General features: G+C 58.3%; 10 protein-coding genes. 7 read left to right on the top strand and 3 right to left on the bottom strand.

The features are described from left to right. Window positions 1-503: 503 nt before the first annotated feature. Window positions 504-1,316 (bottom strand): HNH endonuclease, encoded by an 813-nt coding sequence (locus tag AC0L15_RS07720; RefSeq protein WP_473496102.1) that lies wholly within the window; start codon window positions 1,314-1,316, stop codon window positions 504-506. A gap of 114 nt (window positions 1,317-1,430) precedes the next feature. Between AC0L15_RS07720 and AC0L15_RS07715 the strand changes: the two genes are divergently transcribed. After that, complete coding sequence (locus tag AC0L15_RS07715) at window positions 1,431-1,976, top strand: group I intron-associated PD-(D/E)XK endonuclease (RefSeq protein ID WP_473496101.1); 546 nt, start codon at window positions 1,431-1,433, stop codon at window positions 1,974-1,976. A 41-nt stretch (window positions 1,977-2,017) separates the two neighbouring features. Here AC0L15_RS07715 and AC0L15_RS07710 read toward each other — a convergent pair whose 3' ends face one another. Beyond that, window positions 2,018-2,692 carry a hypothetical protein gene (locus AC0L15_RS07710; RefSeq protein WP_473496100.1) on the bottom strand — a complete coding sequence of 225 codons (675 nt, stop codon included), beginning with the start codon at window positions 2,690-2,692 and terminating at the stop codon, window positions 2,018-2,020. Window positions 2,693-2,984: 292 nt separating this feature from the next. Here AC0L15_RS07710 and AC0L15_RS07705 point away from each other — a divergent pair, with 292 nt between their 5' ends. The 6 genes from AC0L15_RS07705 to AC0L15_RS07680 all read left to right on the top strand — a co-directional run bounded on the left by AC0L15_RS07705 (window position 2,985) and on the right by AC0L15_RS07680 (window position 15,040). Then, entirely contained in the window at window positions 2,985-5,039 is a 2,055-nt protein-coding gene (locus tag AC0L15_RS07705) for a Druantia anti-phage system protein DruA (protein WP_473496099.1), read from the top strand. A gap of 2 nt (window positions 5,040-5,041) precedes the next feature. After that, entirely contained in the window at window positions 5,042-6,652 is a 1,611-nt protein-coding gene (locus tag AC0L15_RS07700) for a hypothetical protein (protein WP_473496098.1), read from the top strand. Then, the gene (locus AC0L15_RS07695; RefSeq protein WP_473496097.1) at window positions 6,645-8,003 is read left to right on the top strand and encodes a hypothetical protein; all 1,359 of its coding nucleotides are present in this window, start codon (window positions 6,645-6,647) and stop codon (window positions 8,001-8,003) included. Before AC0L15_RS07700 ends, AC0L15_RS07695 begins: the two co-directional genes overlap by 8 nt. A 25-nt stretch (window positions 8,004-8,028) precedes the next feature. Then, window positions 8,029-12,726, top strand: coding sequence for an AAA family ATPase (locus AC0L15_RS07690; RefSeq protein WP_473496096.1), 4,698 nt, complete (start codon window positions 8,029-8,031; stop codon window positions 12,724-12,726). 282 nt (window positions 12,727-13,008) lie between these two features. Then, on the top strand, window positions 13,009-14,343 hold the full coding sequence (locus tag AC0L15_RS07685) for a hypothetical protein (RefSeq protein ID WP_473496095.1): 1,335 nt from the start codon (window positions 13,009-13,011) through the stop codon (window positions 14,341-14,343). A 13-nt stretch (window positions 14,344-14,356) separates the two neighbouring features. Then, a complete protein-coding gene (locus tag AC0L15_RS07680) occupies window positions 14,357-15,040 on the top strand; it encodes a hypothetical protein (protein WP_473496094.1) in 684 nt (227 codons plus the stop codon). Between the two features lie 522 nt (window positions 15,041-15,562). Here the strand turns inward: AC0L15_RS07680 and AC0L15_RS07675 are convergent. Further along, window positions 15,563-16,291 carry a thermonuclease family protein gene (locus AC0L15_RS07675; RefSeq protein ID WP_473496093.1) on the bottom strand — a complete coding sequence of 243 codons (729 nt, stop codon included), beginning with the start codon at window positions 16,289-16,291 and terminating at the stop codon, window positions 15,563-15,565. Window positions 16,292-17,856: the final 1,565 nt, after the last annotated feature.

The raw sequence follows: 17,856 nt of genomic DNA, 5'->3' as shown, positions 1-17,856 counted from the left end.
GTGCCGATCGTCATTTCTCCTTCCGTATGCGAAATATACGAATCTATTCTCTGCGCTACGATTCCGCTTTTGGGCGTCGAGTTCCGATGCGCCGTGCGATCTTCCGCGCTCTGCAAGGGGATCAATCGACTGCGCTTTTTGCAGCGCTCGAACCGTGGTGGCGTCACTTTCTATCGGATGGACAGATCATCATCACAAGCAATCGAGCGCGGTCCGGCTGTCTGTCGATCGGGCGGCCACAGACAGGATTAATGGGCGTTACGTTGTTTCCTGGTTTGCATCGCTCCTCATCCGCCGGAGCGGATCTCCTTATGTCAATCAGCGTCTGTGAACGTGCAGACGCCATGCGCCCCAGTCGCCGTCGCATCGCTCATCGACAGGCACCCATAGCGTGCGATCCTTGCCACGCGCCCGCCGCGCCGCGCCGCGCCGGCTTGGTATTAGGCCGTATACCGCACTTGCAATTGAGACTGCTGTCAGTCGAGCCTGGCGCACGAACAACCCTACCGGTAGGGAGGAAGAATGGTCCAGTTTTGGTATTCTTGAGCCGTCAGCTGATCCTTGATCTTGGCGATCAGGCGTTGCTCGGGATCAAAGTCCGTGACGAAATCAATTCCGAATATACGCATGCCAACGGCCAGATAGCGGGTATCCCCTCCGCCATATGGTGGCTCAAAATGGTGATCATGACGGCCCGAGCCTCCGATAAGCACCGCGCTGAATTCACCTCGGCCCTTGCGCACGAATTTCTTCACCGCAGTCATCTCCATCCTGCCCGCGATCATAGGCCCGTGCCAATAGACAGCGACCCCGAAAGCGACTTTGTAGAGCGCCCTGACGAATTTTGGATCGTCCCCGAATCGCTGGGAAAACTTGACGGTCGCCATGCCGCCCGACGCCTCAAAGGACAGGTTTTCAAGATCCTTCGTCGATCGAACTGGTTTGAGGGTCTTGCCGAGCGCTTCGGAAGACCGCGGACCGCCGTTGATGTGCAGTTCAGGTCCGGCTTCAGTTTTGCGACCGACGATCGAACTCCAGCTGTCGAGCGATGGTGCTTTTCCCCGCTTTCGCGGCACGCTTCCGAGAAAGGTTATCAACTCGAATTGACGCAGCAGGGCCCGATCTAAGTGACCAAAACCGTTGTTGCATTTACGGCAAACGTCGCTGGCAAGCACGAAACCGGGAGGGGATCCCAACGCCTCCGGCAAGATATGCTCCAGAGATGGCTCGAATGTAGCTGCCCCGCACCATATACACGGTGCAGGATCAAAAGAGCGACGCTGCAAATGAGTGGTCATAACATTGGCGGCGTCCACCGGACTCTCCATGAGTTCAGACTCCGTGCAAGAGTGGACCGAGCTGGAATGCGGGGGCTATTCCCATCGGGTGGTGAACTTATGGCCTTAGCTAACGGCATCTTTGGAGTGAACATGAACGTCGAGATCGGTATGAAGTTGGAAGGTGATGCTCCTGCCAAGCGCCAGAACACCAAGTTGGAAGCGGAGGGCGCTGAGTTTTTAGCGCTCGGGATGTTGCTCATCGAGGGGATCCAATGCTTCAAGGCGTACACAAATTTCGCCGGCTATGATCTAGTGGCTGTAGACTCCTCTGGCGAGCGCTCCGCGCGAATCCAAGTCAAAAGCCGGTGGGCCACCGACTATGATCGGTCGTTTCCGATCAAGAATTTCAACTGCGATTTTGTCGTGTTGGCGGCGCTTAACCGAGGCTATCGGTTTCGCCAAAAGGCGGATCTCACCGCTCATGAGGGTCGCACTGCCCCGCGCTTTTATTGTTTCCCCGTCGAATTGGTTCGAAAAGCGCAAAACGCGATCGATAAGTGGGGAAAGGTCTCGCTCTCTCGCATTCCCGATCACACCCAATATGAAGATGCGTGGCATTTGATCCGCGCACATCTCGCAGCGGATCCGCCAGGCAACGGCACACGGTTCCGCAGAAATAACTTTCCATGTTCGTGAGAGACCGAGTAACGCGAGCGGACGAAGCGACAGTCGGAATGTTAGATGACGCGAGCCGACAAGCGCCGGTGCTCGGCATCGATGTGATGAAACAGAGCGTACTCGGCGTCGGTCAGCAAGAGTCGGTCAGGTTCTTCATATTGCGACCGGTTGGCCCGACTGACGAGGTCTAGAAGCTCTGGCTGGGCGTAACGGGTGTTCTTACGAACAAGATCGATGATGCTGTCGAGCGGGAATCGGGCACCGTATTCAACCTCTGCGCAAGACGATTGCTGCTTGTCGAACAACGCTCGCCATCCTCGCTTCATCCGCCGGAAGCGCCGTCCGGGAGAGCTGAGATTGTTCCAGGCATTCTCGATTCGATGTCGCAAGCGCGGTGCAGCTGCCCCGGTGCAGACGGTAATATGCACGGTGAGAAAGAGCGCTTCCAACGGTCGATAGAGTTTCAACAGACGATCCTTGTCTCGCTCGATGGAGAGCCGGCGTCTCTCGCGTGCCTGCACAATGGCGACGCTTGAAACGTTGCAAAACGTTAGCGCAAAGAGGGCCAGCAACGCTGCAGGCAAGATCGAACGAAGCTGCTCCGGCAGGTCCATGAACAGAGAGGGCCAAAACCATATGGCTGCAAAAGAGATGGTCAGCCCGACGAGCAGCCAAGTCGGCAAAGACTTGAGCGTGTCGAGTGCCTTGGTCGCCGTGGCTGCAGTGACATCCATCCTTTTCTCCTCCCGTTAGCGTCGGGTTATTTAGGTACGACCTAGGCAAGATGTAAGCAGAATTCTTCGGGCGCCTAAGCGGCCGGTTGTATGTCCTGGAAAATGCCCCTACAGCCTGAGAGAACCACACTCGCGTTTGCGGTCGAGGCATGAATCCGATGTGATGTCAGGTGCCGGGTGGCCGAGCCACAATAAGTCCGCTATAGATGGAAAACGAGCCTTTGCCAAAACTCAAAATATGTTGCAGGAGTGCTTTGTTGCGTATTCTATCTCCTGACTGCAGCGCTACGCGATGATCGTGCCGTTGTTTCCACCGCTCGATGGTGAAGCTGCCGAGCGGTTTCATGCTTTTGCGACCGACCTAGCCGAATTGCAGCGCGCGGGCGGCAAACACGAAATGGCAGAGGTACTGGCTCGTGAAGTGACTTGGTGCCGCTCAGCCTCTCACCTCGGTAAAAAAGCACTAGCCTACGAAGCGTGTGTTCGAATTCTGACGGACCTTGCTCGCCTGCGTTGGCGCATAATCGCGCTGGGACATGGGTTTGCTCTCGAGAACCCCAAGGAGTTGACCAGTGGGCGCCCACCGGAAGAGGTCGTCGCGAGCAAGGAGACGCTGCGTAGCGAGCTTCGTCCCGTGGTCGAAGAGCAGCGCCGCAACCCAGCGGTCATCGACTTCGTCAGCAAGATGGAGGGGGAGGACCGGCTCGGACGGCGAAGCGTCAAGCTGCTGATGGCCAAGGGTGATGAGCTTGCGCAGCGCCTCGGTCCCGCGCGTTCAAGAACTGGCTCAGATCGGTTGGTGGCATTGCGTGAGGCAATTAAACCCTATCTTCAGGAGGCTGACGAGAAGTTGGATCCGACGACAGGGCGCCGGCTGCGAGAGATTTGGCGATACTTTCGCTACAGCTGGTCCATCCCGCAGGTGCCTACACCAGGGCGCCAACTCCTCTACCTGATCCGTGATGCTGGTCACGAGGCGCACCCGGTGATCGGAATAGCGTCGCTCAACAACACGCCATTGGAAATGGGAGAGAAGCGCGAGTCGTTCATTGGCTGGCATCTTACGGCTCTGGTCGAACGGTTCAGATTGGCAGTTGCTCATGGCTCTGTGGGTCTTGAAGCTGAGGTTGCATGGCTCGAAGCTCAAGTCGAAAGGTCTTTGGCGGAAATAGATTGGACCAATCTCGTGACTCCCGAAGAGGCGGCTTCGCCTGACGAAGGCTTGGTCAAACGCCTAGCGAAACAGGGGCAGGACTTTGCCAAGAAGCGCGAGGCGTTACTGCGCGAAGTAGCAGGCGCGGAGCCAGACCTGTTTGAGATCGAAGGCTGGATTGATCCCAATGCGCCTCCCGTAGACGACGCGGTACTCCATCTCGAACCCAAGGCGTCGGTTGATGCGCGCATGCACAACGCCCGCAAGCAACTCGTAGCAAAGAAGCGTGCCACTGCCCTTTCTCGCCTATTGTCGGCTCGCATCACGATTGCGCGTCATAGAGCCGATCTCGTCGATCCCGTAACGGTAGAAGAGGCACTCGGCAGAGATCAGGTGCGAAGCGCAATCCACATCATTCTTGAGGCTCTCAAGGGACGCCGAGCCGGCGCTAACCTGCTCGAGATAACCACCTGTGGCGCCGTTGCCCCTTACAATCGTGTGCTCGGCGGGAAATTAGTTGCGTTGCTGATGCTTAGTCCCCGTATTGCAGCCGACTACCGTCGTCGATACTCCAATCCTTCGATCATTTCCTCGCAGATGCGAAATCAACCAGTAACTCGGGACAATGCGCTCGTATATCTGGGAACGACCAGTCTCTACGTGCACGGTTCCAGTCAGTACAACCGACTGCGACTACCTCCTGGCACAATCGGCGACGATCAAGAAGAGATTGTGTTCCACGCCATAGGCCAGACCTCCGGCTTTGGCACGGTTCAGTTTTCTCCGGAAACCAGCCGAGTGGTTGATGCCTTCTTGTCTGCGGAGAATGACTTCAGGGAAGTCAATAGCGTGTTCGGCGAGGGGACCAGCCCCAAACTGCGCAAGCTCAAAATGGGATTGCGGAAACTTGGATACGATCCGGACAAGCTGCTCCAGCATCGTCAGCATCGCCTTATCTATGCGGCTCCGCTGTTTCCACAGGCCCGGGACTGGTTAGTGGAACGGACTTCGGACTTGCCGGAGTTTCTTTCTGCTCCTGAGAAGTTTGAAGACGCGACGGATGGGATTGCCGAGTTCTGGCGCGCACGCTGGCTCGCAGGGAGACTGGATCATGTTGCGTCAATGGAAGCATTGCCGCTAGATGAATTCAAATCCTTAGGCAATTCTGCGACGCAAAATATTGGGGAGGAGTAGGAATGAGCGCTAGTAGGGGCGAAGCGCAACATCCCGCAACGGCAGCTGACGATATTTTGCTCTGGCGCACGCTGGCAGCGGCAGGCCCAAAGGCCACTGCCGAGGCTCTGAGCGACCAGGATTTCGACAGACTGCATATAGCCAGCGGCGTTGAATCTTTCTTGGCGGCAAGGGTACAAGCCGGACAGAGCATCGTCCTCACCGGCAACGCTGGTGATGGCAAGACCCATCTCCTGCGGCGGATGAAACCCGAACTGGAAGCTGCCGGAGCCGTTGTGGTCGAGGACGCCACTGCACTCATGCGCGCCGGCAGAGTCGAACCAATCCTGGATCGATGGCGGCAGGCAATAGAAGCGCAACGGCCCTTCTGCATGGCCGCGAACGAATATCCGCTGTACCAGCTTCGCATCGCGGACAAAGAAAGTGCACACATGGCGGAAGTCTCGCGCCAGTGTCGCCATCGGCTCGCCTATGGTCGTCCCACGAACGATGAGAACGCCAATGGCCTCCTTGTCGTGGATCTGAGCTTACGGAATCCGCTGAGCGCAAGCCTTATCGACGCGATGATTGACAAGCTGCTGTGCGACGCGGCGTTAAGGAAAGCAGTGGTCGGATCAAGCGAGCCGATCGCCCGCCGCAATTTTGAGTTGCTGTTGTTGCCCCGCGTGCGCGAGCGGCTGCGCGCGCTCGCTGATCGACTTATCGCGCTCGGATATCGTGCCACTGTGCGTGAGCTTTGGATTCTCATTGCTCGGATGGTTTTTGGACGACTTGGTCGCGGTGATTTCGAGAGGTCGGACTGGTACTCTGAGGCATTGTTCGCGCATGACGACCGCTTTGACGCCACCAGTGCGTTGCGCGCAGTTGATCCCGCTGGCAGCAGCCATCCCTTCTGGGATGGAGAGCTGGAGTTACGGTCGGAACCATTCCGTCAAGGATGGGCCCTTAGGCAACCTCTGGCATCGCCGCACCCAAGCCTCGCGTGGGCGGATTTTGCTGCGCTAAAACGTCGTTTCTACTTCGAGCATGAACGAGGTCATGAGGTTTTCGAGCTGGCCGATCCTGACGCGAACGAATTTCAGGCTCTGCTGCAGGGACAACGCAATTCGGGGCCAGGGCTTGTTGCCAAGCTGATTGAGGCGATAAATGCGGCCTATTGCCCAGTTCGGTTCGACTCGCGCGATCAGCACCTCTATCTGTGGAATGGACATCGGTTTCACGAACAGCCGTCGCGCTCGTTCGTTGCAGGCGACCGCATCGCAAGTGATCAATTCACTTTGGAAGTGCCTCGATTGCCAACGCGGCTCGATGGCGCCTTCGAGTACCATCCCGATCATGTCGTCCTCACTGCGCTGGGGCCGCACGGCAAGCCGCGTCTCAGGATCGACTTCCCGCTCTGGCAGACGTTACGGCGGCTCGATCGTGGCTTGCCTCGCAAGCTAGTTCCCGAGCGTGACATCCATCGCTTGGACGCGTTCTTGGAAAAGCTCGGCGCCGAGCTGAACGGTGAGAGGCACACGATCTGGTCCGCCCATCTGGAGAACCTGGATCTGATCCAGGTGAACCTAAGTGTAGATGGTCGCCGTTTTGAGGGTGTGCGGACCTATGCCTAAGACCCCCAGATCGCAAGCCGAACGCCGCGCGGACACGGCAGCTGAGCGGCGGGTGCATGGCGCCATACTCGGCTACCAGCCTTTGCGGATGAAGCCTGTTCATTTTGCGACCAGCTTTTTGCTGGCCCTTACGGGGCGCTTTTATCGGCTTGAATATTTGAATAAAGCGTCCGTTCTGAAGGTCGCGCCCAAAGACACCCAACGTGTGCGCGATGAATATCCTTCCGAGCGCCTACATCCGCTGTTCATTGAGCAGGGCCGCCTTAATCCCGCAGTGGATCTTGAGGCCTTTAGAACGCTTCGTGCTCATCTTGGTGCCGCTTACAACAACGACGGCGCCGCTCTCGCAGCGGCGTTCGAGCCCTATTCGACGTTCGGGGCAGACTACAGCGCGCCCTCGACACGCTACATCTCCAACAAATCGAAGAACCACGGTCACTCGGGCAGCTTGGTGATGAGTATTTTCGAGGCCAGTCCAGAAGGGCAAGAGACCCTCAAGGAAATTCGCGAGCTCCTGGAGTTACCGCCGCCCCCCTTAGCCGCCCTTGGAACCCCACTGCTGGACGAGGATGATGAGCCTTGGGTTGATGAGCACGACGAGCTATTCGGCGCGATCGATGCCGCACGTGCAGGCGCGATCGCCACGCGTATGAGCGACGTAACTGCAGCAGTGCGCAGGCTCGTTAGAAACCTAAGAAGGCAGCGATCAAACTATGCGTTGCGCTATCTGATGTTGGGATTATGCTGCTGGTTGTTCACCTACATCCTGCGCCAGGCAAGTGCGAATCCCCTTCTACTCATCGATGCGCTACAAGGTGGAAATCCACGAATACGGGCGCAGAGTCGTTCCACTTACGCCCGGCTTCTTGACCTGTTTTCATCGAGCTACGATCGAGCATTTGAAACGCGATCAGCCGGCGGTTTGAGCGAGATGGACTGGAACGTATTCGCTTCATCGGCGGACGCCCGTCAGGTGCTCGATGAACACTTTCGCGACCTCGGCGTCCGGATTGGCATCGTCCAGCCTCGATCGGCTGTGGCAAAGCACAAGCACGTGGAACTCCAAGCAGACACGTTGCGCGTGCTCGCCCTGAGCTTGCTTGACGAGGGTCAGGTTCTGACTATGCCGGAGTTCGCGACACATTTGCATGCCACGTGGTCGCTTGCGGTTGGTGCCGGTGTGCAAGATGGCGAATTGCTCAGGAGCAGTCGCTTTGGCCCCCTGGATCGGGATGACGACCTTAGACCTAACGCTGCGGCATTCGAGGCGCTGATGATCCGTCTCGGCCTGGCGATCGAACCCTCCGACGGGCTCACGCTCGTGGCAATAAATGCGGAAGAACTAATCTGAGATGGCACAGTCGGCTGCATCTTTCGTGGGCGAAGCACTTGCGGCCTGGATTCTGGCCCGCCTTGGAAACGGCAACGATTTTGCCCGCGAGGGTTTGCCGCACGCCGACCCCGACGTGCTCATTGCGTCGCTCGCGAAAGGAGGACTGCCTGCGAGCGACTTCTCCATGGCGCTGGTTGGTTTCGAAGCGGATGAGGCGGACATTCGGGCGAGCGCTTCGAAGCATGGCCTCGACGGCTTGGCCGGCATCACCACCGACCTTCACGTTGCTACTCACTGGCGCAATGAGCGCGACAAACATCCGAGGATCATTGCGCTCGCCCGCGGCTACAATCCAAGTGTCCACGGTCTGAGGTTCTTTTCGCGCGCCTCGTCGAGCGAGCTGGCAGGCTACCTATTGGCTTGGGCGGCAACCCAGCGGGAGTTCACAGGCACGCCACAGCATCGAAGTCTGCTGGGTACGCTCCAGTCCGATTCCGCGCTCGCGCCGCTACGATCACTAGAAGGCATTTCTAACTACCTCGCTAGCTGGAGCGCCGCGAAGGTCGGCTCGATCGAGGCGCCGCGGGACGCTCTCCCAGCCTTGGGACTGCTGAGCGATCCTCAGCTGTTCGAGGCGGACGATGTGGCGAAGCGACTCGAGAAGAATCTTGCTCTTGGGGAGAGGATCACCATCCTGACGCCGAGTGAGATTCGACAACGTCGCCAACGTGCTGCTCGGTACCGAAACCAAGAAACCCGCGATGCCATCGATCAGGCGCTGCATCGCCTCGAAGCCCACCGCTTGGGTAGTTCGCCGGATCGTCTCACCTTCGATGATGCACAGCGCCTCGTGACGTTGCCGCCTGACACGACACCTGTTGACGCTGCATCGTCCGATGACGAAACGCCAGGCAGAGACGGTATCGATGACGCCGCCGGGAACGGCGCACGCGAGGAGCCGGATTTTCGTGAGATGGCGGTCGACGCTCTGCTCGAAGGACGGGAGGAAGATCTCGCCGCGATCGGGAAAGCCCTTGAGGAGGCCTGGGCGGAATTCGATCAAAACGGGGATCATCTCGCATCGACGGAGGAGACGACTAAAGGTGCTGTCAATCTGGATGAGACGGTGGACCCCAAGATCATTGAGTGGGTCACTGGCTTTTGTGGTGTCGGGCTTTTCGGTGGTCTGATCGAGACCGACGTACCGGATCTCTCGCAAGCCCTGGCACGCTTCGCTGAATTCAATCCGATCTTGGTGAATACTGACGCGATCTGGCGCCATAACGGCATATCCTACTCCGTTGAGGCACTTCTGAAAGCTTGGGATGAAGTCGAGGCAGTCACGGAGGCGGTGCCGCGTCCGATAGCTGAGATGTGGCGCGATTTCGTCGCGAAACGCGCATCACTAGCGGGTGATGTCAGGCAACTGCTTATCCATCCACGTGAATGGCTTGACACCCATTACGACGCCAAGGAGCGCTGTCGACAATACTTGTCCGTCGCCGGTGAACTGTACAACGCAGTGCAGCAGAACTATCGATCGGTGTGGGATCAATCCCGCGAATGGGCGCAAGCGACCCTCGACGCGATCTTGTCGCTGGATCTTGCACAGGTGCGCATTCTGAAGGGCGAGGGCGGAGTCAGCGCCAAAGCAGTGATGCTTCCGCTTCATCCATTGCATTTGTGGCGCTATCTGCGGCTTGGAGAGATTTTGCGTGACCTGTCGCTCGCCGGTCCGCTGTCGGACAGCGATCGTAAGGTGATCATAGAGGAGTTACGGAGGCCCGAGCAGTTCCTGGGTGTCATCCGCACCGGCGCCACACCTGAGGCACGCGGGCTCAACCAGCTCCTCCCCGTCGCAAACGCGATCTGCGGGCTCGCAACATTTGAGAATTTGCACAATGCGGTCAGCAGCGCCGACGGTATTGAGACACTGGTCCTTGCCCTCACTCACTATGTCCTGCTGTATCCTAACCACCCCAGACCGCTTCGCCTTACACTCGTCAACCCTCCCGAGCCGGCAAAGCTGCTTGAGCGCCTGACCAAGTTCCTCAACGAGTCACGTGACAGCATCGAGCGTATCCCGGCGCTTGACGTGTCAATCAGTGCCACTGCGCAGCACAATGACCGGCTGATCGCAGCTTCGACACTCGAAGGTAAGGCGCAAGACCTGATCTATGAAAAGGTTGCAGCCGGTCGGCTCGAGCTCAGAGTGGAGCGCCAGCCATTCGAGAATCTCGATCGGTTGGTACGAGACGCGCTGCTTAGCCGGCCACAACATCTCGTAGCCATCTTCGATGAATCGTCGATTTCAGTGCGCCGCCGCAGGGTGGAGCGGCTATTGCCAATGAGCCCATTCTGCGTTCGCCATGAGATCGTCGTCGATCGAATGCTCGGCGACATTTCGCTGAGCGCACATCCAGGTGAACCACCGTTTTCTGATTTCGTGCTCATGATCCATGAGTTCGAACAGGAACAGCGCGACAGTACCATGATAGCTTCGGCCGATGCCGATCGTCTCCGGGCGACCATCGATGGTCTTGTGCTTGGAGATCGTCCGCCCGCCCAATGGGTGCTTCTGGCTGACAGGGCACTACCGGCAGAGAGCGGGATGAAGGCAATTCGCCTGCTGCAACGCAAAGAAGGTCAGCGCCAGGTGTTGCTGAGCGCTGCTAACTACGGCCGACTATCAACGTTGATGTACGCCGCATTCGCCAGCTGCAACCTCACGATCACCGATGTCGGCATCGGTCATGTTCTGCGGCAGGGCGTGAACTTGGTCGGCGCCGGTCTACTCGACATGATAAAGAAGCAGTCAGGGCAGCCCGACGACGCCAAGGTACTTGGCTTCGTCGGAATGCTCCTCGCTGCTCGTGATATTCGCAGGCAGTTTCCAGACGCGCTAGTGGCCTCAGTGGATGGACGAATTGCGCGGCTGTGGCTCAAACTTGGCCCCGTTGCCGGCGGTGAGCGGTGCGACCTAATTGCTGTGCGCCGGGAGCCGGATGGTTCCTTCCGCCTAACTTGCATAGAAGTCAAAACGACCCGGGAAGCCACCTTGCAGGACGAGCAGGCCCTGGTAGCCGGGGCGGCCGACCAGATTGAAAGGACGGCGGCGGTTTTGCTCAATGCGGTGAGTGGCAGCGGTCCATTTGCCGCACCGCGGTCGGAGATGCTGAAGGAGGTTCTCGTCCGCGCGGCTTCGAACCGGTGGGGAGACGATGCCGACGACGTTGCGCTACGGAAGGTCTGGGGACCATGGCTCAAGGAGCTGTTTGCGGGAAGCGAGCAGCCTCCGATCGTCAAAGTTGACGGCGAGGTTGTCGTCGTAAAGTTGCGTTCCACTGAATCACCACGGTCCTCGGCGGTCGGGGGGCGCTCGATCCCCATTACTGTGCGCTCGATCACGGAACCGCTTGCCGAGGAGCTGTTCGGCAAGGACTTCGTATCAAAGGCCACGCCCGGTGACGGTACACCTGATTCGGGAGGTGGCGGTGGCGGGGCGAGCGGCACCAATCCGCCTCCGACTGCCCTCCCGTTTCCATCGACGGCCTCTGAACATCGGCAAGTCGCAGAACGCGGCGAGGAAGGAGCGGTCGAGCGTTCCAATGAGGAAGTTCCAGCGGTTCCAGAAAGTCGGACGGATCAGCGCAGAGTGGAAGAGGCGTTCAAGGCTCCCCTCGCGGAACCGGTCGGATCAGCGCCTGCCGGCTGGCCGCCGGCGGTCAATGCGTTGGGCATGATCGGCCTGGATGAGATTGCGCGGGAACTCGACAATCAGGCACGCAAGGCTAGAGGTTGGGGCGAGCGTTTTCTCGACAAGCTCTTCGTAGGTCCGGCGGGCGTCGGCAAGACGACGCTGGCGCGGCGGATCGCCGAACAACTCCTTCAGCTCAGACCGATCCTGTTCAATGGGGCCGACCTGCGACGTCCCGAAATGATCATCGAACGCCTTGTCGAGATGGACAAAGTTCCGGCGGACGCCACGGGCACGGTTCGAGTCGAGCCTTGCCTGATTTTCATCGATGAGGTGCACGCAGTTTCGAATGCGGTCGCTACGGTGCTGCTCAGCGCCCTAGACGAACGGCGCAACACCACCGTCGGCAATGTGCTCTACGATTTCACAGATGTCGTCTTCCTGCTGGCAACCACTGATCCGGGCAAACTATCGGAAGCCTTCCAAAGTCGGCCTGACAAGACAATTTTGAGGTCGTACACGCTCGAGGAGATGGCAGGCATCGTATGGCTGCATTCCACCGGGAAGCTCGGGCGGCCGGGGCTGTCGCGGGAAACCTGCATTGAGATCGCGGCACGCATGCAATGCAGCCCTCGGCCAAGCGTCAATATCCTGGAACCGCTGATCGCCAGCTTTTATGGTTCGGCTGAGCGGGAGCTCGGACATACGCCGAGCAAGGCTGACGTAGCCCAGCGAATGACGGGAGACGCCGTTGCCGCTTGGTTCGAAGACACGCTCGGCATTGACCGAAACGGGCTTGGCCCGGATCATCTCAGCTATCTGAAGCTGCTTCGCACGCGTGGCGCTGCAGCGGAGGAAGAGATTCGACGCGCGCTGGGAATATCCAATCGTGCAGACTTCGTCATCCTTACGGAGTACCTGGCGCGGCTCGACCTTGTTAAGGTCGGGCCCGGCGGTCGAAGCCTTACGTCTGATGGGCGTCGCTACCTTTCGGCGCCGACTACTCCAGAAATGAGAGAGCGCATCTCACGCCGGAGCCTGTAGTTTGGGTTTCCTTGCGCTCCGACATAGGCGCAGCCGCAGGGTCCGGCGCTCAATGTTCGGGTGAGAGCACCGTGCCGCCTTTGATGTGAGGTCGCGTCAAGCCTTTGATCCCATAATGCTGACGTGGCGTTTTAGTCTTGGTGCTGGTGGGGGTTTTTGGCTCTCGAGTTCGCACAAGGACACTTCCGAATGACAGGAGAATGCAGTGGGACCGCGCGGAGCCATAGATGCAACCTAGATTCGAATGTAACATGCCATCGATCACCTTTTGGGCGGGCGTAAATGGCCGTTGACGTTGAAGCGCGAGCAGCCGAAATCGAAGCTGCCTACCGGCTGGTCGATGGGTGCTACCTTCTCGGAAGCCTTGAGCGGGGTGTCACCGTCTACAATCAGCAGGTTCGCGCCCATAACCTTGCCTGGGCACTGTGGGAGCGCCGAAAGAGCCACCCGATCAAGAATGTCGCTGTTGTCGGCGGTGGCATTGGTGGTCTCACAATGGCGGCCTGTCTGCTTTCGCTGTTTGAGGCCTCTACAAAGGTGACAGTCTTTGAACGGTTGTGGGATCTGTGTCCAATTCAGCAAGGCGCAGACGGGCGCTGGTTACACCCGAGAATATACGACTGGCCATACTTCGGGAGCCGCGCGCCTGGCGCATCTCTACCCGTGCTCAATTGGTCCGAGGGACGAGCATCGGACGTCGCAAGGACTATTTTGCGCGAGTTTGGAAAGTTTTGTGAGAAGTTCGCCGCAGACAGCGATCGGATCTCAGTTTATTTAGGACTCCGTAATTTTAGCATCAACGTCGGCGACAAAACTATCGACTACGTCGGCACGCGATCAAAGCGGATCGGATCGTTTTTCGATCTGGACCGGCCTGAAGGCGGCACAGCGAAATTCGATTGTATTGTCTTGGCTAGCGGCTTCGGCCTGGAAAGTGGCGCCGAAGGATTTCCCGTGATCTCATATTGGCGAAACGAGCAATTGGCCCAGCCGACCCTTGACGGAACCCACCATCACTACCTGATTTCGGGATTTGGCGACGGCGCTTTGGTTGACCTTTGCAGGTTGACTGTGGAGCGTTATCGACAGGATACCATCCTGTATGAGGTATTCGGAGACGACCTAGAAACTGTGGAGGAGGTTTTCAAGGAGAACCTCTCTAAGATTGGTGACGACGCGAACATATATGAGCTTTTGACCGGGTACGATCAAAACCGGCTCTTGCGCGCGAAACAGGAGATATCCAACAGGCTTCGAAAAGACACGTCTGTCGTCCTGCACATAGCGGGGAAAGATGGAAAAATAACTCGGTTTTCAGAGATATTTGGTCGGGGGAGTTCTGTTCTGAATCGGGTAATGACGTTCCTTCTGTATCGATGCGGCGCGTTCTCGTTGAGTTTCGAAGAGCCAAGCAAATTTGCTCCGAAGAACCGCATTGAGCCGGGCCACGTGCTCTGTCGCTATGGAGCGGATACCCTGCGACATCTCCGTGATATGATTGCGGATCACACTGATTTGGAGACTCGCCTTGCAGAAATGAAGGATAGCCGGAAACAGGCGGCTAAGCGCCTCTGGCAGCCGGGTGTGTTTCCTAACCCCGATTCCAGAATCGATTAGAAAGGATCTCATCATGGTGGAAATTCTCTACAAGCATCCCGAGCCGGTGCCGCCAGCCTCTCAGTTGGCCGTCCTACCCTTCCTGGCAGCCGTGGACGGCTATCTCCGCGAAGACGGCAATGTTCCTGGACTTCGGATCACGATGCATCGAGCGGTGAGCCGTGAGGGAGACGGGTATCTCCAGCAGGTTTGCCCATATCTTCAGGAATCCGGGGGCAACGCTCTTGGCACCGTCGGCAGGTTTTTTCCAGTCAATGATCGTATCATGGGCGCCGCCTATGGCTCAGGAAAGATTTGGCGTACGCACCACTACGGCAGCGTAGAGGCGCTTCATGCGGATCTTCGCAAAACTGAAAAAGGTGATCTCAGCAAGACCCCGGTGTCCTATTTGGCCATTCCCTTCTTGGGCCCCCAGGATCAAGTAGTGTTGATCCTCTATGCAGACTGCAACCAACTGAACTTTTTTGCGAACGACGAGCGCGTGGCGCAGCTTGTTGCTATGAGTAAGGGTCTCTGTAGGTTGTTTGACTGGCTTCAAAAGGAGCCATTCCCCGCACTGCGAAACTTCCCGCTTCAGAAAGGCGAACCCATAACCGGGAAAACCGGCCTCTATGACATACATGAACCACTGTCGAGGCCGACGGCGCCAAAGTTCGCCGAGGTTTTCTCATTCAACTATGAGGCTGCAGTCGCGTAGGAATGGCTTGGCGGCTTGTTAGGCGATTGACTGTAGTGCCCTGGGATTGTGTTCCATATCCCACGGCCAATCGTCTGCAGACTGAGGCTATTGCATTCCGTCCTTGGCGGAAATCGCGTCAGTGAGAATCGCTGTACGCGTGCATAGTCGATTCCTCAGCGTTGAGACGACCTGCCAGGTTGGCTCTCAGAGTGCTGACGCCATCCGTATTGATTTTGTCTCCGGATCACCTCGGCGCATTGACGTGCATCGACCGACCGCCGAGCTAGTTCCGTATAGAGGGCGTCACGGAAGCGTTCGTCCACGAGTCGAGGCATATGATCTGCAAAGGGCAGAGGTACTCACCGCACTCGGATTTTTGCTAAGCGCCTGCTGTGAGGTTGTGCATGATGCGTTTGCAAGCGCCAAAACTACCGCAGCCGAAACTGCGGCACGTCGACAGGCCGTCCCCATTATCCCACCGCTAAATTGCCCAAGATTATGCCGGCCGTTTGGTGCTTCGTAGCCCGCTTAATTAGCTCGCTAGCACAGCGTTTCGCATGCAACTCCGTCGCCATCGCGATCCAGCTTACCGCCCCACCGGCAATTGCTGAGATACCACTGCGCTTCATCGCATAAGCTGATTCGCGAGCAAGTCCGCCGCGGCTGGCACGAGTAGCTTTGCACTACCTGTCGGCTGATGATGCCGAGAGGCTGGCTGACGGCCGGTCGGGCATGGTCCGCTTGCTCAGCGCGCCAATCCCATGGCGCCTCGAACTCGCCAGCCCAAAGACCGACCTTCGCCGCCTTGGCCTTCGCCTGCTGCCCTGCATAGCCGCCTCGGCTGTAACGGGGCCAGTCGAGCGCCTGGCCGTTCTCCACCAGCCACGAGGCAACGCTTTTCCCGTCGGCCCGCGAGCAGTCGGCAACAAAGCGGCCGTAGCGATCCCAAGCGACAAAAGTGCACCGGACCGGCCTCGAGGCTGCCAGGAAGGTGTCAAGGGCGGCGGCGGACTTCGCACCGCACTGGTAGCGGAAGCCCTTGGCGTCATCGCACTGTTGCGCGGCCTCCGGGGCGTCGATTCCACTGAAACGAATATGCTGTCCGCGGATTTCGATCGTATCGCCGTCGATTACGGAAGCAACACCCGCTATCGGAGCGGGCGCCGGGCCGATCCATTTCACTGCTTCTTGGAAACCGTCGGTGTGCTGCAGGAAGTACTGTGTCGCGAATGCGGCCACTGCCGCGATGGTCACATACACCAGCCGCATCGGCACGCCCGAGAATAGTCGCGCACGATACCGCCTTAAGCCAGCGCGCTTCCTCCACTGGCCAGACCAATTATTATATCGAGATTTGTCCAAGTCCCCGCTCCCTCGGGAACAATGCGTTACTGGCTCCGGAGAGTCCAGTGGCCCTTCACGGTCGCGCGGACAGGTCCGTGGCAAGAGCGTTCGGCTTCGTGGGCATGAAGCCATTGACCTCGTGGTCGCCGGGACCACCTTCCTGGGCCTTGCGCCCCCCCAACAAGGAACGCGACGGCCCACCCGATCGTTGACGTCTTTTGGTCGAGCCGCCGTCATGCCATCCCTGGATACGCAAAACGGCATACGATCCGGACAGCAGAATCCTTTCCGTGTGGCTCGTCGCCGGCGGCAAACGATAAGTTTGAGGACATCCCACCGGAGACCTTTGCCGCGTCCAAGGCCGCGTTTGCCAAGGGCCGCTTCTTCAATGACCACATCCGCAATCACTTCCGCTACCGTCTGGTTGGCCCCGCGATCGGCTGAGCAGCATCAGCGGACGATCTCTCTTTTGGCAGTGAGGCGGCTCATTCATCGCGGCTCCCCGGCCCAACCCTTTCGAGGCAAGGTCGGACATCGGAACGAAAGGCGGATTCGCGAATTTCTACTGCTAGATAATCGGAATCGTCGCCCATGAGGCTCGCGACCCTCCACCTTGAAAATACGGCGATCTATATCGCGCGGAAAGGCTCGCGCGGTTGAGGCAGCAATGATCCGGCACATCAAGCGCACTGACGCCTCGGCTCAAAAAGTCGAGCAGTTTGGCCGAAGCAAACGCACCCATGGACCGGCTCGCGCGGCATCAGTAGGGCCGCGCCTATGTGCGCTCACGCCCGACGACGTAAGGAACGAGGCTGCTGCCAAGGAAGAGGGGCTGCTACGCTCCTCTACCTAGCGCTCGATACTCTTCCAACTGCCGGTTGTTAGACGCGTCCTGACGGCGTGCATAGGTTTTCGGTTCACCGGGCACACTACCCCCGCCCACACCCCTGTGCCTGGTGAACGACTGAGAAGTCTCGCCCGCGGTGCCGAAAGGTGCGGCGGGCTTTTTTTGTTGTCCGAGATGTCCTGAATCGTATTAGTTGCGCAGAATTTGGCGGGAGGGGGTGGTATGCCGATTAATCGAAAGGCTAAAGAATTTGGCGTCTTCAGTGCATCCGAAGTAGCTACGCTGGGCCGCGTGTTCGACCGGCTCAAGAGGGAGGGCGACTCCGAACACCTCCGTGAGGCTCTCGCGTCCCGGATCCTGGCAAATTATACGGCCGGTATCACTGACGAGGACGAACTTGTCTCAGCGTCAAAGCTGCCGTTGGGTCGGTAGGCGCACGCAAATAGGTCCTGCTTTCACCGCCTTTTTCGGCGGAGGCCATCGATCCCGCGCGAATGGGAACGCTGGCCGGCATTTTTTTGGTTCCGCAGCCCTGCGGAATCACGTTCCGTTCACTCTGGCTAATATAAGCCTGGTGCCTAGAATCGAATAAGTGCGTAAAATTGTAAGTACCGGCGTTGGCCGGCTTGAGTTCATTCCGCCA

Source organism: Mesorhizobium sp. WSM4846 (assembly GCF_055811415.1).
The sequence above is the reverse complement of the archived record's forward strand: the minus strand, read 5'-3'. Positions and strand labels throughout refer to the sequence as shown.

Excerpts from the sequence above, each read along its gene's own strand:
- AC0L15_RS07715 (WP_473496101.1), top strand. The coding sequence starts at position 1,431 with ATGAACGTCGAGATCGGTATGAAGTTGGAAGGTGATGCTCCTGCCAAG.
- AC0L15_RS07710 (WP_473496100.1), bottom strand. The coding sequence starts at position 2,692 with ATGGATGTCACTGCAGCCACGGCGACCAAGGCACTCGACACGCTCAAG.
- AC0L15_RS07705 (WP_473496099.1), top strand. The coding sequence starts at position 2,985 with ATGATCGTGCCGTTGTTTCCACCGCTCGATGGTGAAGCTGCCGAGCGG.
- AC0L15_RS07700 (WP_473496098.1), top strand. The coding sequence starts at position 5,042 with ATGAGCGCTAGTAGGGGCGAAGCGCAACATCCCGCAACGGCAGCTGAC.
- AC0L15_RS07695 (WP_473496097.1), top strand. The coding sequence starts at position 6,645 with ATGCCTAAGACCCCCAGATCGCAAGCCGAACGCCGCGCGGACACGGCA.
- AC0L15_RS07685 (WP_473496095.1), top strand. The coding sequence starts at position 13,009 with ATGGCCGTTGACGTTGAAGCGCGAGCAGCCGAAATCGAAGCTGCCTAC.
- AC0L15_RS07680 (WP_473496094.1), top strand. The coding sequence starts at position 14,357 with ATGGTGGAAATTCTCTACAAGCATCCCGAGCCGGTGCCGCCAGCCTCT.
- AC0L15_RS07675 (WP_473496093.1), bottom strand. The coding sequence starts at position 16,291 with ATGCGGCTGGTGTATGTGACCATCGCGGCAGTGGCCGCATTCGCGACA.